Here is a 19,795-nt window from a genome sequence, read left to right as displayed (position 1 = left end):
GCTTCGGCCGCTACCGTCCGGGATCGCCGTCGGATCGCTGGGGCGCGAAACGATCTCGACAAGGGGCTGAACGATGGAGACCAGCAGACGGAGGTTCCTGGGCCTGGCCGCGGCCATGGCCGTCACGGGCTCGGCGTCCGCCACGGGGACACCCGCCTGGGCCGGAGAGGCCCACGCGAAGGAGGCCGGAACAGAGCAGAAGGCCGGAGCGGCGCAGCGGGCCGGAGCGTCCCAGGAAGCCGGAGCGGCCCCGGAGGCCGCGCGGGAGAGCGCCGGAGGACGGCGGGCCGGGCAGGGCCCCTCGGGAGGCGACGTACCGGACCTCGCGGGCGTGGACCAGCCGGTGACGGCCACGCTGACGCCGTTCGCCGACGCGCTCCGCGTGCCGCCCGTGATCAGACCGGAGGGCGACCTGACGATCGAGATGCGGTCGGTGGCCAGGCGGCTCCACTCCCAGCTCCCGCCGACCACGCTGTGGGCCTACGAGGGGCACGTCCCCGGCCCGACGATCGAGGTGCGGCGGGGCCGGCGGTTGCGCGTCTACTGGACCAACCGGATCGAGGGCGAGAACGTGCCGGTCACGGCGGTGCAGGTGTACGCGCCGGTCGGCACGATCACGCCGCCGAACACGCTCCCCGGCCGGGGCGGCGCCGTGCCCAGGGCGGACGTGGCGGGCATCCCACCGTGGCTCGTCGTCCATCTGCACGGCGCGGTCACCGGCGGCGGGCAGGACGGCTGGTCGGAGAACGGCCACGTGGCGGGAGAGGTGCAGATCTCGGAGTACCTGAACCGGCAACCGTCGGCCGCTCTGTGGTACCACGACCACACGATGCACACCTCGACCTGGACGATCTTCGCCGGGCTGTTCGGCATGTACTGGATCCGGGACGACGAGGAGGACGCGCTGGGCCTCCCCAGCGGGCCGTACGAGATGCCGCTGATCCTGTGCGACCGCAACCTGGAGACGGACGCCGCGGGGCGGCTCACCGGCCGGCTGCTGCACAAGGTGACCTTCCGGAACGAGATCCAGCGGGTCACCCGGCCGTTCGAGGGCCCGTACACGCTGGTCAACGGGATCATCTGGCCCTATCTGGACGTGGAGCCCCGGTGGTACAGGTTCCGCGTGCTGAACGCGGCCAACTCGCGGACGTTCCGGCTGGCGCTGATCGACGAGGCGACCGGGAAGACGGTGACGGGCGCCGTGAAGCAGATCGGGACGGACGGCGGCCTTCTCCCGGCCCCCGTGCCGCTGGAGTTCCTCACCCTCTCCTCGGGCGAGCGCGCGGACGTGCTGATCGACTTCGGCGGCCACGCGGGGAGACGGCTCCGCCTGGTGAACACGGCCGCCGACGGCACGCCCGGCCTGCCCGCGCCGGGCATGCCGCACCCGGAGGTGATGCAGTTCCGGGTGGGCGGCCAAGCGGCCGAGGGGGGTGACGCGTTCAGGCTGCCGGCCGTCGTCTCGCCTTCGTTCGTACGGACCACGCACGACAGCCTCCCGCCGGACCGGACCCACCGGATCGTGCTGACCAAGGTCGGCGGCGGCAGGCACTCGGAGATGTGGGAGATGGAGAAGGTGCACCCCGACTCCGTGAAGATTCCCAGCGAGGGCGTCGTCCAGCTCAAGACGGCCGACGGCAACGTCCTCACCTACCGGCGGATCGCCAACGGGCCGGACGACGTGGTGAATTACTTCGCCGAGCTGGGCGCCTGGGAGCTGTGGACGTTCATCAACGCCACCGACTTCCCGCACCCGATGCACATCCATCTGATGCGTTTCCAGGCCATCTCCCGCGACATCTACGACGTCAGCGGCTTCGACGCCACGCTCGGGACGACCCTGAAGCCCATGGCGTACAAGCAGGCGGGCGTCCTCACGCCCGGTGAGCAGGGAGCGAAGGACGTCATCCTCGTCGGGGAGAACGAGGTCGTCACCGTCGCGGGGCGGTTCGAGGGCGCGACCGGACGCTTCGCGTACCACTGTCATCTGCTGGAGCACCAGGACGAGGGGATGATGCGGCCGCTCGTGGTCTACCCGCCCGGGATCATGGCGCTCCACATGGGCGGTGCCATGAAAAGTGGCGCCCAACATGACCACAGTCACATGTAACCGGGATGTCCTAGGGTCGGAATCATGGAATTCCGCCATCTCGGCCGCAGCGGCCTCATGGTCAGCGAGATCAGCTACGGCAACTGGATCACTCACGGCTCCCAAGTGGAGGAGGACGCCGCGCGCGAGTGCGTGCGGACGGCCCTGGACGAGGGCATCACCACGTTCGACACCGCGGACGTCTACGCGGGAACCCGGGCCGAGGAGGTGCTCGGGCGGGCGCTGAAGGGCGTGCGACGCGAGTCGCTGGAGATCTTCACCAAGGTCTTCTGGCCCACGGGGCCGGGCCACAACGACCGCGGCCTGTCCCGCAAGCACATCGTCGAGTCCGTCAACGGCTCGCTTCGCCGGCTCCAGACCGACTACGTCGACCTCTACCAGGCCCACCGCTTCGACGTGGAGACACCTCTGGAGGAGACTCTCCGCGCCTTCGACGATCTCGTACGGCAGGGCAAGGTGCTCTACGTCGGGGTCAGCGAATGGACGGCCGACCAGATCGCGCGGGCTCTGAAGATCGCCGACGAGATGGGCTTCGACCGGATCGTCTCCAACCAGCCGCAGTACAGCATGCTGTGGCGGGTCATCGAGGCCGAGGTCGTGCCGCTGTGCGAGAAGGAGGGGGTCGGCCAGGTCGTGTTCTCGCCCATCGCGCAGGGCGTCCTCACCGGCAAGTACCTTCCTGGGCAGCCGGCGCCCGCCGGGTCGCGGGCCACCCACGAGGCCGGCGCCGGCTTCATCAGCCGGCTGATGGACGACGACGTGCTGCGGCGAGTCGAGGACCTCAAGCCCGTCGCGGCCGACCACGGGCTCACGATGGCCCAGCTCGCCGTGGCCTGGGTGCTGCAGAACCCCAACGTGTCGTCCGCCATCGTCGGCGCGTCACGCCCGGATCAGGTGCGGGACAACGTCAAGGCCGCGGGCGTGAAACTCGACGCGGAGACTCTGCGGCGGATCGACGACGTGCTCGCTCCCGTGATCGAGCGCGACCCCGCGAGGACGATCAGCCCCGCCCGGCGCCCGTAACGCCCGTCACTCATTCGGGGCCCATTCGGGGCCCATTCCGAGGCTCATTCCGGGGCTCATTTGTGGGCTCATTTGTGGGCTCATTCGGGGCGCAGCGACATCCCGGAGTATTCGACGCGCTCGTCCTCCATCAGCGTGACCTGCTCGACGCCGGATTCGAGCAGGTCGCGCCACGTCTCCCCAAGCCAGGACTCGGCGTCGGCCTGGTTGGAGAAGATCTCGCGCGGCAGCGGACGATCCGTCACCTCGCCACCGTTCGCATCCTCATAACGCCAACGCCACGTCATGCCCATGCACCCCTTGTGAGCGGTTTCATCCACGTCATTGCCCGCCACCGGACCGGGCTACCCTACATCCGCCACCCCACCCCCGCGTGATCATGCACACCTTCCCGCGCGGGCCTCGTCACCTGCGCCATCCCGCATCGTGATCATGCACGCCTTCCAGCACGAGGGCCGCGACCTGCGCCTCCACCTTTCGTGATCATGCGTACGGGCTTCGGTTCGCCGTCCCTTCGCATACCCATAACCCCGCGCCGCGGATGTCAGGGCAACGCGTTAATGTCGGGCGTCTCTGGCCGGACGATCGTGGAGGTGACGTGGAGGTCTTCCTGGAGGGCGCCGCCGGGCCGGACGGCTGGCCCGCCCCCGGCTGCCCGTGTGCCTCCTGCGGACGGCTTCCACCCGGACACCGCCGCCCGACGTCTCTCGTCCTGAATGGCCAGGTACGGCTGTCGCCCGCCGACGAGCCACCCCACATGGCCGCCATCCCAGCCATGCCCGAGCCTCCCGACGGGCCCGGCATTCCCGACGGGCCCGGCATTCCCGGGGGACCCGGCATTCTCCGGGGACCCGGCCTTCCCAGCGGACCCGGCCTTCCGGGGGGATACGTCTTACGGCACGGCCCCGACGGGTGCGAGATCACCGACCCTGCCGGAGGGCGGCTGCTCTACGCCACGCACGGGGTCGTACGGGCCGCTCCCAGTCACGCCGCGACCCCGCCCCGGGTCCTCTCCCGGCCGGATGAGTGCGACGGCGTCGCCCCGTATGCTCCTGGCGCCGCCCCCGGCCGAGACGATCCCGGCGCCCTCCAGGCCACCCCCGGCCGAGACGATCCCGGCGCTCTCCGGGCCAGCCGGGGCCGTCCCATCGCCCGCGAGACCATGCCGTACGCCGTGGAGCCGTACGCCGCGGAGCCGTACGACCTGGTGCTCATCGACCTGCTCGACCGGCCGGAACGCCTCGGCGACCTCCGGCGCCGCGGCCTCGTGACGTCGCGCACGCAGGTGATCGCCGTCCATCTCGATCACCGCGTGCCCTCGGAGGGCGAGCTCGCCCGGAGGCTGGGGTTCTGGCAGGCGAGAGCCGTACCGGACGGGACCGTTCTCACGGCGGCCCCCAACCTGGAGCCCGTAGAGCCCCTCGGACGCCGTGCCCGGCGGACTTTGCTGCTCGGCGGTTCCCGATCCGGCAAGTCGGAGGAGGCCGAGCTGCGGTTGGCGGCCGACCCTGACGTGACATACGTGGCGACCGGGCCGTCTGGAAGAGACGACCCGTCGTGGCTGGCCAGGGTGAAGGCCCACCGGGACCGCCGCCCGGCGCACTGGCGAACCGTGGAGACCGTCGATCTGACCTCCCTCCTCCGCGATCCGCCCGGGACGCTCCTGATCGACGGCCTGGGCACCTGGCTGGCCGCCGTGTTCGACGAGTGCGGCGCGTGGCCCGGCGACCCCGGCGACACTCCGATCCCGACATCGGATGACGGCGGCGCGCCCCCACTCGATCACATGTCCCCGCTCGATCGAGTGGCCCGGCGATGCGACGAGCTGGTGGACGCCTGGCGGCGCGCACCCGGCCCGGTTGTGGCGGTCAGCGACGAGGTGGGCCTCGGAGTCGTCCCGGCGACCGCCAGCGGGCGGCTGTTCCGCGACGCGCTGGGGCGTCTCAACCAGCGGCTCGCCCGCGAGTCCGAGGATGTGGCGCTGGTGGTCGCGGGACGGGTGACGTCGCTGCCGATCTGAACCCGCGCCGGTACGGCCCTCCGTTCGGTCCGGGACATGCCACGTCAGAGCCGCCGCCACGCCGCGTCAAGGTTCACCGGAGGATGGGGCGGGCGTGGTTCCGGGGCGGGTGACGCCGCTGCCGATCCGAACCCGCGCCGGTACGATCCTCGGCTGTGTCCGGAACGTCCCCGTTAAGTGGTCTCCGCGCCGCGTGGCGGTTCGCCATCGGGATGTTCACCGTGTTTCCGATCAGGCCCGGCGACACGGATGGCGGGGTGGATCGCCGTGTCGCGGGCCGCGGCATGGTGCTGGCGCCGTTCGTCGGCGTGATCCTGGGGCTCGTGCCGGCCGCCGTCCTGGTGACCGTCCACTGGTTGTCGGGCTCCGCTCTATTGGCCGCCGTGCTGGCCGTCGGGACCTTGGCATGGCTGACGCGTGGTCTCCATCTCGACGGCCTGGCCGACCTGGCCGACGGGCTGGGCAGCGGCAAGCCCGCCACGGCCGCCCTGGACATCATGAAACGCTCCGACATCGGCCCGTTCGGCGTCGTGACGCTGGTCTTCACGCTGCTCTCCCAGATCGCGGCGCTGTCGGCGGCCCCCGCCCTCGCCCCCGCCGCTCTCGTGGCCGCGTGCGCCACCGGCCGGCTCGCCGTCACATGGGCCTGCCGCGACGGCGTCCCCGCCGCCCGTCCCGGCGGTCTCGGCGCGCTCGTGGCGGGCACGGTACGGCGAAGCCGTGCCATCACCGCGACCGCCCTGGCGGCCCTGGCCGTGGCCCTGCTCGGATCCGCCACGGCACTCTGGGCCCTCCAGCCATGGCCAGGAGGGGGCCGGACATCGCTCCCCATATCGACTCAGGACAACGTCCATCTCCCCGGCAGATCCCTGATCGGCGGGCTCGACGTAACGCCGGCGGGCACGTTCCTGAGCACGTCCCTGAGCACGCCCCTCAGCACCGTGCTCGTGCTGCTCCTGGCGATGGCGGCGGGACTCGGGGCCGCCGCCCTGGTGCGCCGCCGTGCCGTACGACGGCTTGGCGGGATCACCGGCGACGTGCTCGGCGCGCTCGTCGAGACCGCCACGACGGCTGCCCTGCTCGTCTGCGCGCTCCTCTGACCCGCTGGACCCGATTCTGACCCGTGGACCGATGACGGCGGCGGCGAGAGCCGTACGGACCGGACAGATCAGGGCGAGCCGCCGGCGCGCCCGCGTGAGCCGTACGGGATCCAGAGCGCCGCCACGACGACCAGGAGTACGGCCCAGCCCACGAGGCTCAGCGCGCCCACCGCGACGCTCACCCCTGCGGCGGCCAGCACGACGAGCGGGACGCCGAGCCGGGCCGCCGCGACGAGTTTGCCCGTCCTGACGCGGTTCGGCTGAAGGGCGAGACGGGTCTGCTTTCGCTGGTGGCGTGGCTTCCTGGGGAATGCGCGCATGATCACGGCCGGAGGCTGCGCAGGTCAGCCACAAAGCCCGGGAAGTTATGCATGATCACGCGGGAGGGGGGGCGGGGGTTTTCAGGGCGGTGAGGAGGGCGGCTCCTGTGGTGGCGTCGTCGATGCTGATGCCGAGCTCGCCCCCGGAGGTGTAGCGGACGACCAGGCATTCCCCTCCCCGCAGCATGATCGTGGCCCTCCCCGGGAGGCCGCGGAAGCCCCAGCCGCCGACCTCCGAGGGGCGGCGCCGCTCCACCCACGCCTTCTCGATCTTCTCCAGCGGCACGTGCCGGGAGGGCCACCGCAGCGGGCCGAACGATATCCGCAGGCCCTCGGGACTGACCTTCACGCGCACCGAGGACAGGGCCAGCCCGGCCAGCCCGATGACGACGAGCGCCGCCGCCGTGATCCACAGGGCGCCCGGCAGTCCGAGGACCGCGCCCAGCGCGATCGCGCCGGCGGCGACCAGCCCCACGATGGCCATCGCGCTCGCCCAAGGGGCGGACACCGACGACACCCACACCGCCCGCTGACCGGGATCGAGGTGCAGCGCCAGCGGCGGTTCGCCGCCTTCCGGGCGCTCGTCGGGCCCGGGCCGGGCGGCGAGGTGGCCGATCCATCCGGCGAGGAGGGCGGCGGCGATGAGGGGGACGACCCGCCAGCCGACCGTTCCCGCCTGCTCCCACCGGGCCCGGTCCAGGTTGGCGTTCAGGGACAACGCCTGGAGTCCGAGTGCTAGGCAGGCGCCCGCCCCGAGAGCCGCTCCGATCCGCCCGCGGGCGTACCGCCGCCGCAACGCCCCGGCACGTACGGCGATGCTCAGGCAGACCCCGGCGATGGCGGCCCACAAAACAACATGGAAGGTGACGAATCCTCCGAAGGACATGGCGCCATCGGGTGCGCCCGACGGCCCCCAGTGCGACGCGACCGGGTCGGGCAGGCGGTCCCGGAAGGCCGAAGGCACCGCCACGAGCGCGGCGGACACGAGGGCGCTCCAGGATGAGGCGGCCAGTACAAAACGGGTCCGGAACCTCATTCCGGGCCTCCAATTCGTGAGAGTTCCGTGATGATTTCGACGACGTCGCCGGGGCGGTAGCCGTACCGGGCGGCCTGGTCGAGCAGGTCGCGCGCCTTCTCCTTGAGGGCCTCGCGGGCGTCGGGCCGCCGCAGGACGGACACGCCGCGCCCACGGCGGAACTCCAGCAGCCCCTCGTCCCGCAGGTCGCGCAGGGAGCGCAGCACCGTGTTGGCGTTGACGCCCAGCGCGTCGGCGAGGTCACGCGCGGGGGGCAGCCGCTCCCCGGGGGCGACCTGCCCGTCCGCGATGGCCCGCCGGATGGCGGCGGTCACCTGCTCATGCAGGGGCCGGGGATCGTTGAGATCAAGCTTCAGCAACATGATGCTAGCGACATTAGCACCATATCGGGAAAGAGTACATATGGTGCTAGCGCTATTGGCACCATTATGGTTACTGATTGGTAGGATGACCCCTCGTTTATGCGTAGGGGATGGAGCCCAGCTAGCATCGGCTCACGTGACCACAGTGCGCGTCAATGCATCTGACACGGTCTCCATCGAGACCGGTGCCCTTGTCGTCGGCATCCATACCTCTCCGGAGGGCCCGCGGACGGCTCCCGGCGCCGACGACCTCGATCAGGCCCTGAACGGCAAGCTCGCCGAGTCCCTTACCGCGGTGGGCTTCACCGGCAAGGCGGAGGAGATCGCGAAGATCCCGACGTTCGGCGCGCTGCCCGCCCCGGTGGTGGTCGCCGTCGGCCTGGGCGACAGCCCTGAGGACGGCTACGACCTGGAGACCCTGCGCCGAGCCGCCGGAGTCGCCATCCGGTCGCTCGCCGGCACGGCGTCGGCCGTGATCGCCCTGCCGGCCACGACGGCCGAGGAGGCCGGGGCCGTCGCGATCGGCGGCCTGCTCGGCGCGTACGGTTTCACGCGCTACCGGACCAACGGCGACGGCAGGCAACCGGTCGGCGAGCTCGTCGTGCTGTCCAGGGCGCCGGGGGCCGAGGAGGCCGTCCAGCGCGCCGCGACGGTCGCCGAATCGGTCACACTGGTCCGCGACCTGGTGAACACGCCGCCCTCCGACCTGTGGCCCGCCCGGTTCGCCGAGATCGCCCAGGAGGCAGGCGGCGAGGCCGGCCTGTCGGTCGAGGTCCTCGACGAGGTCGAGCTCAAGGAGCGCGGCTTCGGCGGCATCGTCGGCGTCGGCCAGGGCTCGGCCAACCCGCCCCGCCTGGTCCGCCTCGCCTACAGCCACCCCGGCGCCGCGCGGACAATCGCGTTCGTGGGCAAGGGCATCACCTTCGACTCCGGCGGCCTGTCACTCAAGCCCGCCGCGTCCATGGACTGGATGAAGTCCGACATGGGCGGCGCGGGAGCCGTTCTCGGCGCGCTGCTCGGCGTCGCCCGGCTCGGCCTCGCCGTCAACGCCGTCGGCTACCTCTGCCTCGCCGAGAACATGCCCTCCGGTACGGCGCAGCGCCCCTCGGACGTGCTCCACACCTACAGCGGCAAGACGGTGGAGGTGCTCGACACCGACGCCGAGGGCCGTCTGGTGCTGATCGACGGCATCGCCCGCGCCGCGGAGGACGACCCGGACCTGATCGTCGACGTGGCGACGTTGACGGGCGCCCAGATCGTCGCGCTGGGCTGGCGCACGGCGGGCGTGATGGCCAACGACGACGCGCTCCGCGAGGAGGTCGTCGAGATCGCGCGGGGCGAGGGCGAGGGCGCGTGGGGCATGCCCCTCCCGGAGGAGCTCCGCAAGGGGCTCGACTCCCCCGTGGCGGACATCGCCAACCTCAACCCCGAGCGCTGGGGCAGCATGCTCGCCGCCGGTATCTTCCTGCGGGAATTCGTTCCGGACGGGATTCGTTGGGCACACGTTGACATGGCGGGGCCCGGCTTCAACAAGGGCGAGCCGCACGGCTACACGCCCAAGGGCGGCACCGGCGCGATCACCCGCACGCTGATCGGCATCGCCGAGCGCTACGCGGACAACTGAACCCCAGAACTGCATAGGCACCCGAACCTCATAGACAAGTGAAAAGATGCTGTCGGGTCCATCCGGCGGCGTGTGAATCCAGCAAGGAGCATTCCAGTGGCTGAAGGCAGCGGCCCCTTCGACATCGTCGTCCTAGGTGGCGGTAGCGGTGGTTACGCCTGCGCCCTCCGGGCGGCCGAGCTCGGCATGAACGTCGTCCTCATCGAGAAGGACAAGGTCGGGGGGACCTGCCTGCACCGGGGTTGCATCCCGACGAAGGCCCTTCTGCACGCGGCGGAGCTGGCCGACCAGACCCGCGAGAGCGAGACCTTCGGCGTGCGGGCCAGCTTCGAGGGCATCGACGTCCCCGGGGTTCACTCCTACAAGGACAAGGTCGTCACCGGGCTCTACAAGGGGCTCGCCGGCCTGATCAAGAGCAAGAAGATCACCGTGGTGGAGGGCGAGGGCCGCCTCGCCGGCCCGAACCGGGTGGTCGTCGGCGACCAGGTCTTCGAGGGCCGCCACGTCGTCCTGGCGACCGGCTCGGTGCCCAAGTCGCTGCCCGGCCTGGAGATCGACGGCGAGAAGGTCATCTCCAGCGACCACGCTCTCGTCCTCGACCACGTGCCGTCCTCGGTCGTGATCCTGGGCGGCGGCGTGATCGGCGTCGAGTTCGCCAGCGTCTGGCGCTCCTTCGGCGCCGAGGTCACCATCGTCGAGGCGCTCCCGCACCTGCTGCCGCTCGAGGACGAGTCCAACTCCAAGCTCCTGGAGCGCGCCTTCCGCCGCCGGGGCATCAAGTACGAGCTGGGCGCCCGCTTCGAGAGCGTCAAGACCACCGGCACCGGTGTGGTCGTCACCCTGGAGAACGGCAAGACCCTCGACGCCGAGCTCATGCTCGTCGCCGTCGGCCGCGGCCCCGTCTCGGCCGGTCTGGGCTACGAGGAGGCGGGCGTCACCGTCGACCGCGGCTACGTGCCGGTCAACGGGTACTGCCAGACCAACGTGCCGGGCGTCTACGCGGTGGGCGACCTCATCCCCACCCTCCAGCTCGCCCACGTCGGCTTCGCCGAGGGCATCCTGGTCGCCGAGCACATCGCCGGCCTGAACCCGGTTCCGATCGACTACGACGGCGTGCCGCGCATCACCTACTCCGAGCCGGAGGTGGCGTCGGTCGGCATCAGCTCGGCCGTCGCCCGCGAGCGCGGCCACGACGTCGTCGAGCTCTCGTACAACCTGGCCGGGAACGGCAGGAGCAAGATTCTCCAGACTCAGGGCGAGGTCAAGGTCGTCGCCGAGCGCGACGGCCGGGTCCTGGGCGTGCACATGGTGGGCAGCCGCGTCGGCGAGCTCATCGCGGAGGCTCAGCTGATCTTCAACTGGGAGGCCACGCCGACCGACGTCGCGCAGCTGATCCACCCGCACCCGACCCAGTCCGAGGCTCTGGGCGAGGCGATGCTGGCCCTGGCCGGCAAGCCGCTCCACGTACACAACTGAAGCCCTCCAAGGAAACGCGAGAGAAGAGAACCATGCCGGTCTCCGTAACCATGCCCCAGCTCGGCGAGAGCGTGACCGAGGGCACCGTCACCCGCTGGCTGAAGAAGGAAGGCGAGCACGTCGAGGCCGACGAGCCGCTCCTCGAAGTCTCGACCGACAAGGTCGACACCGAGATCCCTTCGCCGTCCGCGGGCTATCTGACCAAGATCATCGTCGCTGAGGACGAGACCGTCGAGGTCGGGGCCGAGCTCGCGCTGATCGACTCGAACGGCGCGGGCGCCACTCCGGCCGCGGCCGAGGCTCCCGCCCCCGAGCCGGCTCCCGAGCCCGAGCCCGAGCCTGAGCCCGCTCCGGTCCAGGCCGCCGCTCCGGCCCCGACTCCGGCGCCCGCTCAGCCGTCGCCGATCTCGTCGATCCCGCAGCCCGCGCCCTCCGTCGTGACGCCGCCCGCTCCGGCGCCCGCCCCGGCTCCGGCGCCCGTCCAGGCCGCCGCTCCCGCTCCGGCCCAGGTCTCGCCGATCGCCACCACGCCGGCCAGCGAGCCCGCGCCGCTGCCGTCGTCGGGCGAGAGCCCGTACGTCACGCCGCTTGTCCGCAAGCTCGCCGCCGAGCACGGCGTCGACCTCGACTCGCTGACCGGCACCGGCGTGGGCGGCCGCATCCGCAAGCAGGACGTCATCGAGGCGGCCCGGGTCCAGCGCGAGCAGGCCGCCGCCGCGGCGGCCGCGCCGGCCCCGGAGGCTCCCTCCGCTCCGGCTCCGGCCGCGGCCGCGCCGGCCCAGGCGCCGGCCCAGGTGGCGGCGCCCGAGCCGGTCCAGGTGGACACGACGCTGCGGGGCACCACCGCGAAGATGTCGCGCCTGCGCAAGGTCATCGCCGACCGCATGATGGAGTCGCTGCACACCTCGGCGCAGCTCACGACCGTCGTCGAGGTCGACGTGACCCGCATCGCGACCCTGCGCGCGAAGGCCAAGAGCGCTTTCGAGGCCCGTGAGGGCGTCAAGCTGTCGTTCATGCCGTTCTTCGCGCTGGCGGCGGTCGAGGCACTCAAGATCCACCCGAAGCTCAACGCCGTGATCAACGACGAGACGAGCGAGGTCACCTACCACGACGTCGAGAACCTCGGCATCGCGGTGGACACCGAGCGCGGCCTCATCGTCCCGGTGATCAAGAACGCGGGCGACCTCAACATCGCCGGACTTTCCCGCAAGATCGCCGACCTGGCGGAGCGCACCCGCACCAACAAGATCGGCCCGGACGAGCTCGGCGGCGGGACGTTCACGCTGACCAACACCGGCAGCCGCGGCGCCCTGTTCGACACGCCGATCCTCAACAAGCCGCAGGTCGGCATGCTGGGCACCGGCGCCGTCGTCAAGCGCCCGGTCGTGGTGGACACCCCCGAGGGCGAGGTCATCGCGGTCCGCTCGATGGTCTACCTGGCGCTGACCTACGACCACCGCCTGGTCGACGGAGCGGACGCCGCCCGCTTCCTCACCACGATCAAGCGCCGTCTGGAGGAGGGCCGCTTCGAGGGCCAGCTCGGGCTCGCGTAAGCGGAGCGACCCGGAGAGGACCCAGAGACGTCGCGTAGACGTCCCGTAGACGGAGACGTCCCCGGAGACACGGCCGCGTCGACGACGGAGCCGCCCCGCATCAACGCGGGGCGGCTTCCGCCGTCTTCGCGGGCGGTCAACTAGCGTGGCCTCATGACCATCGTGGTGACCGGTTCCTCCGGCCTTCTGGGCTCGGCCCTGGTCCGCGCCCTGCGAGCCGACGGGGACCAGGTCCTCAGGCTCGTACGGCGCGAGCCCGCGGGGCCGGACGAGGCGTTCTGGGACCCTGCGAGAGGGGTCCTGGACCCGGCCGTGCTGGAGGGGGTGGACGCCGTCGTCCATCTCGCCGGGGCGGGGATCGGTGACCGCCGGTGGACGGAGTCGTACAAGCGCGAGCTGGTGGACAGCCGGGTCAACAGCACCCGGACCCTCGCGGAGGCGCTGGCCGCGCTGGCCGGCAAGCCCAGGGTGCTGCTGTCCGGATCGGCGGTAGGCTTCTACGGCGACACCGGCGACCGCTCGGTCGACGAGTCCTCCCCGTCCGGCGCGGGCTTCCTCGCCGGTCTCGTGCGGGAGTGGGAGGCGGCCGCCGCGCCCGCCGAGGAGGCCGGCATCCGGGTCGTACGGCTTCGCACGGGCATCGTGCTCAGCGGCCGGGGCGGCGCGCTAGCCAAGGTGCTCCCGATATTCAAGCTCGGGGCGGGCGCCGTCCTGGGGAGCGGGAAGCAGTACGTGTCGTGGATCTCGCTCCCGGACTGGGTGGCCGCGATCCGGTTCCTCCTGAACAATCAGGAAATGTCGGCCATGTCTGGCCCGGTCAACGTCACCGCGCCGGAGCCCGTGACCAACGCCGAGTACACCAGGGCCATCGGCAAAGCCCTGCACCGGCCCACGATGCCCATCGCCACACCGGCGTTCGCCCTCCGCCTGGCGCTCGGGGAGTTCGCCACCGAGGGCGTTCTGGCCGGTCAGCGCGTGCTGCCCCGGCGGCTGCTGGACGCGGGTCACCGGTTCGCCCATCCCGCCCTCGAAGACGCGCTGGCCGCCGTACTCTAGTGAGTCCTTCGTCCTGACACAGGAGTGAACAATGAGCCGGGTTGGACAGTCGCACATCGTCGCCATCGGCGGGGGGTCGTTCCGGCAGACGGAGCGGTACGGGTTCATCGAGCCGACGGCGCTGCTGCGCTACGTGCTCGATCTCACCGGCGAGGACCGGCCCAAGCTCGGCATCCTCGCGACCGCGACCGGCGACGACGCCGACTGGCTGCTCAAGATGTACGGCGCGTTCGCCCGGTGGGACGTCGAGGTGAGCCACTTAACGGTCTTCCCAATGCCCAACGTCGACGACCCCGGAGAGTGGATCCTGGAGCAGGACGCCATCTACGTCAGCGGCGGGAGCGTGGCCAACCTCGCGGCGCTGTGGCGGCTCCACGGGCTCGACGAGGCGTTCGCCGAGGCCTGGCGGGCGGGCGTCGTCCTGTCCGGCCAGAGCGCCGGAGCCCTGTGTTGGCACGTCGGCGGCAACACCGACTCCTTCGGGCCCACGCTGCGGCCCTGGGCCGAGGGCCTGGCCCTCCTGCCCTACTCCTGCGGCGTCCACTACAACTCCGACGCGCAGCGCCGCAGGCTCCTGCACGCGTCGGTCGCCTCGGGCGAACTGCCCGACGGGTACGCCGCCGACGAGGGCGTGGCGCTCCACTACGTCGGCACCGAGTTCATCCAGGCGGTCAGCGTCAATCCGGAGGGCTACGCCTACCGCGTCGAGCGGGACGGGGCCAAGGTGAAGGAGTTCCGTATCGAGCCCCGCCAGCTGACGTCTACCCTTGAACCGTGAAAGGGCTGGCCATCGTCCGCATGGGCGTCGACGTACCGTACGAGCAGGCATGGAAGACGCAGCGGGTGGCGCACAGCCGGCGGGTGGCGGGCGAGATCTCCGACCTGTGCATCATGCTGGAGCACGCGCCGGTCTACACGGCGGGCACGCGGACCCTCCCCGGTGAGCGGCCGGCCGACGGCACGCCGGTCATCGACGTCGACCGCGGCGGGAAGGTCACCTGGCACGGCCCCGGGCAGCTCGTCGGCTACCCCATCATCCGGATCGACGACGTCGTCTCCTACGTCCGCACGCTGGAAGAAGTCCTGATCCAGGTCTGCGCCGACTTCGGGCTGGTCGCCCGCCGCGTCGAAGGTCGCGGCGGGGTCTGGGTTCCGGGAGACCCGGCTCACGGCCTGCCCGACCGCAGGCTGGGCACCATCGGCATCCGGGTGTCCCGTGGCGTGACCATGCATGGCTTCGCGCTGAACTGCGTGAACGACCTGAGCTGGTACAACCGGATCATGCCCGCCGACGTGGCGGACGCGGGCGTGACGTCCCTGTCCGCCGAGACGGGCCGCCGCATCACCGTCGAGGAGGTCATCCCCTTCGCGGAGAAGCGGCTGGCCGAGGCCCTCGGAGCCGAGCCGTACGACCTGTACGAAGAAGACCTGACCTGACGACGCCTTTCCGGACCGGGGGAGCTGTCCCAGATCACCTGAGCCCAGGTAATAAGCTGAATGTGTGACGGTTGCACCAGAAGGCCGAAAGCTCCTCCGCCTGGAGGTGCGCAACAGCCAGACCCCCATCGAGAAGAAGCCGCCGTGGATCAAGACGCGGCTGCATAACGGGCCCAACTTCAACGAGATCAAGTCCCTGGTCCAGGGCGCGGGGCTGCACACCGTCTGCCAGGAGGCGGGCTGCCCCAACATCTCCGAGTGCTGGGAGGACCGCGAGGCGACCTTCCTCATCGGCGGCGACCAGTGCACCCGCCGCTGCGACTTCTGCCAGATCGACACCGGCAAGCCCGCCGAGTACGACAGGGACGAGCCGCGCCGCGTCGCCGAGTCGGTCCTGCAGATGGGCCTGCGGTACGCCACGGTCACCGGCGTCGCCCGCGACGACCTGCGCGACGGCGGCTCGTGGCTGTACGCGGAGACCGCCAGGCAGATCCACACGATGGTCCCCGGCTGCGGCGTCGAGCTGCTCGTTCCGGACTTCAACGGCCACCGGGAGCAGTTGGAGGAGGTCTTCTCCGCCAAGCCCGAGGTCTTCGCGCACAACATCGAGACCGTACCGCGGATCTTCAAGCGGATCCGGCCCGCCTTCCGCTACGAGCGCTCGCTCGAGGTGATCACGATGGCCCGCGAGGCCGGGCTGGTCACCAAGTCGAACCTCATCCTCGGCATGGGCGAGGAGCGCGAGGAGATCACCCAGGCCCTGCGCGACCTGCACGAGGCCGGATGCGACCTCGTAACGATCACGCAGTACCTCCGGCCCACCCCGCGCCACCACCCGGTGGACCGCTGGGTGAAGCCCGAGGAGTTCGTGGAGCTCCAGCGGGAGGCCGAGGAGATCGGGTTCGCCGGCGTCATGTCCGGGCCGCTCGTGCGGTCCTCCTACCGCGCCGGGCGGCTCTACCAGCAGGCGATCGCCGCGCGCCAGACGCTCTAGTCGGTCTCGTTTTCATTAATCGGCCCCCGGATTTGTATCCTTCACACCATGGCGAAAGACCCAGCGACTCCCGGACGGCTCAAGCAGATCCGGATGGTCGCCCAGATCATCAAACAGGCCGATCCCAAGGGGATGCCGATCGTCTACGGATCGGCGCTGGGCACACTCGCCGTGTTCGTCGTGGTGGGCGTGATCTTCGGCTGGAGCTGGATCGTCTTCGGCGTCTTCGCCGCCCTGCTGGTCGGCATGCTGGTCTTCAGCCGGCTGGCCCAGCGCGCGCAGTACTCGATGCTGGACGGTCAGCCCGGCGCGACGTACGCCATCCTGCAGGGCCTGCGGGGCACCTGGCATGTGGAGGACAAGCCGGTCGCGGTCAACCGTGACCAGGACCTGGTGTTCCGGATCGTCGGCTACCCGGGGGTCATCCTGATCTCCGAGGGGCCGTCGAGCCGGGTCCAGCGAATGCTCGTCGCCGAGAAGAAGCGCGTGCAGCGGGTCGCGGTCGACGTCCCGGTGTACGACATCCAGTGCGGTGACGGCGAGGGCCAGATTCCTCTCGCGAAGCTCCAGCGGCATCTGATGAAGCTGCCCCGCAACCTCAAGAAGCCGGCCGTGTCCGAGGTCAACAACCGCATGCGGGCGCTGACCCCGGCCGTGCCGTTGCCGAAGGGCCCGCTGCCTCGGGGTGCCCGGATGCCGCGCGGCCCCAAGGCCCGCTGACAACTGCTTATCCACCACGGGGGTCTGGACAGTGGACGTCGGCAGGCGGCCGGTCTCCCGCACGGAGACGTCACGGGCCAACCGCGGCTGGTGGGACGGCGCGGCCGACGAGTACCAGGCCGAGCACGGCGAGTTCCTGCGTGACGACGGCTTCGTCTGGTGCCCGGAGGGCCTGGACGAGGCCGACGCCCGACTCCTGGGCGAGGTGAAGGGCAAACGCGTCCTGGAGGTCGGCTGCGGGGCCGGGCAGTGCGGCCGGTGGCTGACCGGCCAGGGTGCGACCGTCGTCGCCTTCGACCTGTCGTACCGCCAGCTCCAGCACTCCCGCCGCATCGATCTTTCCAGTGAGCGTCGCCTGCCCGTGGTGCAGGCCGACGCCGAGGTCCTGCCGTTCCGGGACGCCTCGTTCGACCTGGCGTGCTCCGCCTTCGGGGCGCTGCCGTTCGTCGCGGACGCCGGGGCGGTGCTGGCCGAGGTCCGGCGGGTGCTTCGACCGGGAGGGCGGTTCGTCTTCTCGGTCAGCCATCCGATCCGGTGGGCGTTCCCCGACGACCCCGGGCCGCGCGGGCTGACGGCCGACCGTTCCTACTTCGACCGGTCGCCGTACGTCGAGCTCTCCGGCGGCGTGCCGTCCTATGTGGAGCATCACCGGACGATGGCCGACTGGGTCGGGTCGATCGTCTTCTCGGGGCTGCTCCTGGACGGGCTGATGGAGCCCGAGTGGCCAGAGGGTCACAACGGCGTCTGGGGCGGCTGGAGCCCGCTGCGCGGCCGGCTGATCCCCGGCACCGCGATATTCCAGTGCCGGCGGCCGGTCTAGCTGTGCCGTCTCATGACATTGGTTCCTCGCTGTCAGGCTTGGCGGGCGTAGGACGTGAGGCGATCGGCGAACGCGATGACGAGGTCGCGTAGTTCATCGGGGCGCTCGATGACGAACGGCCGGTCGAGTGAGGCGAGTATCCGAGGCAACCAGTCGAGCTGCTGCGCCCGTAGCTGGACGCGCAGCCAGTGCTCGGCCGCCGGGTCCTTGTCTGCCGTGGACTCGTGCTCCTCCAGGCTCGCGACGGTGGCGGGGAGGTGCGCGCGGATTTGCTCGACTGTCCCGTGGATCCGCAAGGTCACCTCGTGCCGGTACTCGGCCGTGGCGAATCCTGACAACACGCGCTGTGCCGGATCGGGACCCACGGGCGTTTCGAATGAGCCGGGCAGGGTCCGTGCGTCTGTGATGCGATCGAGCCGGAAGGTCCGGTCCTCGCCGATCTCAGGGTCCGTGCCCGTGACGTACCACCGGCCCGCATGGGCGACGATCCCGTACGCGTGCAGTGTGCGTTCGCTGTGCCGTCCGTCGCGGTCGGTGTAGCGGATCGAGACCGGTCGGCGGTGGCGCACCGCATCGGCGATGGTGAGCAGGAGCCCGGCGTCCGGGTGGTCCAACTCGCCGGGCTGATCCGTGAAGGCGAGAGCTTCCAGGAGTGTGTCGAGCCGGCGGGCGATGTGCTTGGGCAGCACCCGCCGGATCTTCGCTGACGCCGTCTCGTTTGCGGTGCGCTCCGTCGTCGTCAGCCCTGCCCGGCGGCCGGCGACCAGGCCGAGCAGCACGGCCAGCGCCTCGTCGTCGCTGAGCATGAGCGGAGGCAAGCGGTACCCGGAAGCTAGCCGGTACCCGCCGTAGCGGCCGCGCACCGACTCCACGGGCACGTCCAGGTCGATCAGCTGGTCCACATACCGCCGCACAGTGCGCCCTTCGACGCCGAGACGGTCGGCGAGCTCGGCCACAGTCCGGGTGCCGCCCGACTGCAGCAGCTCCAGGAGTGTCAGCACGCGGCCGGTGGGTCGTGGCATGTTCGCAGCCTAACGCGAATACGGGACCGATTCTGTCCACTATTTCTCCTAGCCTGCGACGTGCACGCCTCCAGCACAGCCAAGGAGATTCCCATGGACTTCGTCTCGATCCGCATCATCACCAGCGACGTCGCACGCCTCGTCGAGTTCTACGAGCGAGCTACAGGGATGCAGGCGATACGGGCCACCGAGGACTTCGCCGAACTCAAGACCGCGGGCGCAACCCTCGCGATCGCCAGCACCCGCACCGTCCCGCTGTTCGCCCCGGGCTCTGCCCGCCCGGCGGACAACCACAGCGTGATCACCGAGTTCCTCGTCGGCGACGTGGACCGCGTTCACCAGAACCTGACCGGCTTCGTCACCGACTTCGTCAACGAGCCCACCACGATGCCCTGGGGCAACCGGTCGCTGTTGTTCCGCGACCCCGACGGCAACCTCGTCAACTTCTTCACCCCCGTCACCCCGGAGGCCATCGAAAAGTTCGCACGCTGACGCCACGCACAGCCGCTCACGCGGGAGCCCGAGATCCCAGGGCTCCCGGTGAACGCGGCCGCCGAGTCCAGGAGCGCCACCAGCAGGGCCGCTGCCCCGGTCGTGACGGGAACGAAGCAAACGTCCTGAGACACCAGATCTAGCCGTTGACGACCACGGTGCCGGACGCGCGGTCGTGCAGGCCGCGGCGGTCCCGGTCCCAGATCAGGGCCGGTACGGCGAGGCACAGCAGAAGCGTGCGGATCAGCACGGAAACGAACGCCGGACGGCCGCCGTCTAGCGTGGCCACGCGGATGCCGAACAGCCGCATGCCGAGCGTCATCCCGAGCGTGCTGACCAGCAGGACGTACTCCAGGGCGAAGACGGCGAGGCCCACCCAGCCCTGGTCCCGTCCCCTGGCGCGCAGCAGGCCTGCGGCGATCGCCCAGGTGCACACCAGCCAGTCGACGAGGACCGCGCCGATCCTCCGGCCGAACCCGGCCACGGCGCCGCTGCCCTCCTCCGGCAATCCCAGCCGCTCACCCGGATAGCCGAGGTCGGCCCCGGTGGCCCGGGAGCCTCCGATCCAGGTCTGCGTCCATCGCGGCTGCCGGTCACTCATAGTCCATCAGCGTATCGGGGCCAGTCACC

At 70.9% G+C, this 19,795-nt stretch carries 20 protein-coding genes; 14 read left to right on the top strand and 6 right to left on the bottom strand.

Annotated features, from left to right (window positions below; genetic code table 11):
• The first annotated feature begins 73 nt into the window (after positions 1–73).
• Together N5079_RS07530 and N5079_RS07525 are read left to right on the top strand one after the other, a co-directional pair.
• Positions 74–2,110 (top strand): multicopper oxidase family protein, encoded by a 2,037-nt coding sequence (locus N5079_RS07530; protein WP_261582848.1) that lies wholly within the window; start codon positions 74–76, stop codon positions 2,108–2,110.
• A 24-nt stretch (positions 2,111–2,134) separates the two neighbouring features.
• Positions 2,135–3,133 carry an aldo/keto reductase family protein gene (locus N5079_RS07525; RefSeq protein WP_261582847.1) on the top strand — a complete coding sequence of 333 codons (999 nt, stop codon included), beginning with the start codon at positions 2,135–2,137 and terminating at the stop codon, positions 3,131–3,133.
• Positions 3,134–3,213: 80 nt separating this feature from the next.
• Here N5079_RS07525 and N5079_RS07520 read toward each other — a convergent pair whose 3' ends face one another.
• Positions 3,214–3,468, bottom strand: coding sequence for a hypothetical protein (locus N5079_RS07520; protein WP_410007756.1), 255 nt, complete (start codon positions 3,466–3,468; stop codon positions 3,214–3,216).
• 263 nt (positions 3,469–3,731) lie between these two features.
• Here N5079_RS07520 and N5079_RS07515 point away from each other — a divergent pair, with 263 nt between their 5' ends.
• Both N5079_RS07515 and N5079_RS07510 read left to right on the top strand, forming a co-directional pair.
• Positions 3,732–5,153, top strand: coding sequence for a bifunctional adenosylcobinamide kinase/adenosylcobinamide-phosphate guanylyltransferase (locus tag N5079_RS07515; protein WP_261582846.1), 1,422 nt, complete (start codon positions 3,732–3,734; stop codon positions 5,151–5,153).
• A gap of 155 nt (positions 5,154–5,308) precedes the next feature.
• Complete coding sequence (locus N5079_RS07510) at positions 5,309–6,253, top strand: adenosylcobinamide-GDP ribazoletransferase (RefSeq protein ID WP_315967795.1); 945 nt, start codon at positions 5,309–5,311, stop codon at positions 6,251–6,253.
• A gap of 68 nt (positions 6,254–6,321) precedes the next feature.
• On the opposite strand, the gene N5079_RS07505 is transcribed toward N5079_RS07510, so the two are convergent.
• Genes N5079_RS07505 through N5079_RS07495 form a run of 3 tightly spaced genes read right to left on the bottom strand, consistent with a single transcriptional unit; the run spans position 6,322 to position 7,971 of the window.
• On the bottom strand, positions 6,322–6,579 hold the full coding sequence (locus N5079_RS07505) for a hypothetical protein (protein WP_261582845.1): 258 nt from the start codon (positions 6,577–6,579) through the stop codon (positions 6,322–6,324).
• Between the two features lie 49 nt (positions 6,580–6,628).
• Positions 6,629–7,558 carry a hypothetical protein gene (locus tag N5079_RS07500; protein ID WP_261582844.1) on the bottom strand — a complete coding sequence of 310 codons (930 nt, stop codon included), beginning with the start codon at positions 7,556–7,558 and terminating at the stop codon, positions 6,629–6,631.
• A 47-nt stretch (positions 7,559–7,605) separates the two neighbouring features.
• On the bottom strand, positions 7,606–7,971 hold the full coding sequence (locus N5079_RS07495) for a GntR family transcriptional regulator (protein ID WP_261582843.1): 366 nt from the start codon (positions 7,969–7,971) through the stop codon (positions 7,606–7,608).
• 136 nt (positions 7,972–8,107) lie between these two features.
• Between N5079_RS07495 and N5079_RS07490 the strand changes: the two genes are divergently transcribed.
• The 9 genes from N5079_RS07490 (at position 8,108) to N5079_RS07450 (ending at position 17,651) form a co-directional block, all read left to right on the top strand.
• A complete protein-coding gene (locus N5079_RS07490) occupies positions 8,108–9,595 on the top strand; it encodes a leucyl aminopeptidase (RefSeq protein WP_261582842.1) in 1,488 nt (495 codons plus the stop codon).
• Between the two features lie 96 nt (positions 9,596–9,691).
• Complete coding sequence (lpdA, locus tag N5079_RS07485) at positions 9,692–11,071, top strand: dihydrolipoyl dehydrogenase (protein WP_261582841.1); 1,380 nt, start codon at positions 9,692–9,694, stop codon at positions 11,069–11,071.
• 32 nt (positions 11,072–11,103) lie between these two features.
• The gene (gene sucB / locus N5079_RS07480; RefSeq protein WP_261582840.1) at positions 11,104–12,624 is read left to right on the top strand and encodes a 2-oxoglutarate dehydrogenase, E2 component, dihydrolipoamide succinyltransferase; all 1,521 of its coding nucleotides are present in this window, start codon (positions 11,104–11,106) and stop codon (positions 12,622–12,624) included.
• A 153-nt stretch (positions 12,625–12,777) separates the two neighbouring features.
• Positions 12,778–13,680, top strand: coding sequence for a TIGR01777 family oxidoreductase (locus tag N5079_RS07475; protein ID WP_261582839.1), 903 nt, complete (start codon positions 12,778–12,780; stop codon positions 13,678–13,680).
• A gap of 31 nt (positions 13,681–13,711) precedes the next feature.
• Complete coding sequence (locus N5079_RS07470) at positions 13,712–14,458, top strand: peptidase E (protein WP_261582838.1); 747 nt, start codon at positions 13,712–13,714, stop codon at positions 14,456–14,458.
• Positions 14,455–15,117, top strand: coding sequence for a lipoyl(octanoyl) transferase LipB (lipB, locus tag N5079_RS07465; RefSeq protein ID WP_261582837.1), 663 nt, complete (start codon positions 14,455–14,457; stop codon positions 15,115–15,117). The genes N5079_RS07470 and lipB overlap by 4 nt, the downstream gene beginning before the upstream one ends.
• 64 nt (positions 15,118–15,181) lie before the next feature.
• Positions 15,182–16,111 (top strand): lipoyl synthase, encoded by a 930-nt coding sequence (lipA, locus tag N5079_RS07460; RefSeq protein ID WP_261582836.1) that lies wholly within the window; start codon positions 15,182–15,184, stop codon positions 16,109–16,111.
• Between the two features lie 48 nt (positions 16,112–16,159).
• Positions 16,160–16,831, top strand: coding sequence for a DUF4191 domain-containing protein (locus tag N5079_RS07455; protein WP_261582835.1), 672 nt, complete (start codon positions 16,160–16,162; stop codon positions 16,829–16,831).
• 31 nt (positions 16,832–16,862) lie between these two features.
• Positions 16,863–17,651 carry a class I SAM-dependent methyltransferase gene (locus N5079_RS07450; protein ID WP_261582834.1) on the top strand — a complete coding sequence of 263 codons (789 nt, stop codon included), beginning with the start codon at positions 16,863–16,865 and terminating at the stop codon, positions 17,649–17,651.
• Positions 17,652–17,683: 32 nt separating this feature from the next.
• Here N5079_RS07450 and N5079_RS07445 read toward each other — a convergent pair whose 3' ends face one another.
• On the bottom strand, positions 17,684–18,673 hold the full coding sequence (locus N5079_RS07445; RefSeq protein ID WP_261582833.1) for a helix-turn-helix transcriptional regulator: 990 nt from the start codon (positions 18,671–18,673) through the stop codon (positions 17,684–17,686).
• A 93-nt stretch (positions 18,674–18,766) separates the two neighbouring features.
• Here N5079_RS07445 and N5079_RS07440 point away from each other — a divergent pair, with 93 nt between their 5' ends.
• The gene (locus N5079_RS07440; RefSeq protein ID WP_261582832.1) at positions 18,767–19,165 is read left to right on the top strand and encodes a VOC family protein; all 399 of its coding nucleotides are present in this window, start codon (positions 18,767–18,769) and stop codon (positions 19,163–19,165) included.
• Between the two features lie 139 nt (positions 19,166–19,304).
• Here the strand turns inward: N5079_RS07440 and N5079_RS07435 are convergent, their stop codons facing one another.
• Positions 19,305–19,766, bottom strand: coding sequence for an RDD family protein (locus tag N5079_RS07435; RefSeq protein ID WP_261582831.1), 462 nt, complete (start codon positions 19,764–19,766; stop codon positions 19,305–19,307).
• Between the last annotated feature and the right edge of the window lie 29 nt (positions 19,767–19,795).

Origin of the sequence: Planotetraspora sp. A-T 1434 (assembly GCF_025420585.1) — a bacterium.
Taxonomy (GTDB): Bacteria; Actinomycetota; Actinomycetes; order Streptosporangiales; family Streptosporangiaceae; genus JAOEGB01.
Note: the sequence above shows the minus strand (reverse complement) of the source record. Positions and strands in the feature narration are given on the sequence as shown.

Excerpts from the sequence above, each read along its gene's own strand:
- N5079_RS07475 (WP_261582839.1), top strand. The coding sequence starts at position 12,778 with ATGACCATCGTGGTGACCGGTTCCTCCGGCCTTCTGGGCTCGGCCCTG.
- N5079_RS07445 (WP_261582833.1), bottom strand. The coding sequence starts at position 18,673 with ATGCCACGACCCACCGGCCGCGTGCTGACACTCCTGGAGCTGCTGCAG.
- N5079_RS07470 (WP_261582838.1), top strand. The coding sequence starts at position 13,712 with ATGAGCCGGGTTGGACAGTCGCACATCGTCGCCATCGGCGGGGGGTCG.
- N5079_RS07530 (WP_261582848.1), top strand. The coding sequence starts at position 74 with ATGGAGACCAGCAGACGGAGGTTCCTGGGCCTGGCCGCGGCCATGGCC.
- N5079_RS07455 (WP_261582835.1), top strand. The coding sequence starts at position 16,160 with ATGGCGAAAGACCCAGCGACTCCCGGACGGCTCAAGCAGATCCGGATG.
- N5079_RS07440 (WP_261582832.1), top strand. The coding sequence starts at position 18,767 with ATGGACTTCGTCTCGATCCGCATCATCACCAGCGACGTCGCACGCCTC.
- N5079_RS07525 (WP_261582847.1), top strand. The coding sequence starts at position 2,135 with ATGGAATTCCGCCATCTCGGCCGCAGCGGCCTCATGGTCAGCGAGATC.
- N5079_RS07495 (WP_261582843.1), bottom strand. The coding sequence starts at position 7,971 with ATGTTGCTGAAGCTTGATCTCAACGATCCCCGGCCCCTGCATGAGCAG.
- N5079_RS07435 (WP_261582831.1), bottom strand. The coding sequence starts at position 19,766 with ATGAGTGACCGGCAGCCGCGATGGACGCAGACCTGGATCGGAGGCTCC.
- sucB (WP_261582840.1), top strand. The coding sequence starts at position 11,104 with ATGCCGGTCTCCGTAACCATGCCCCAGCTCGGCGAGAGCGTGACCGAG.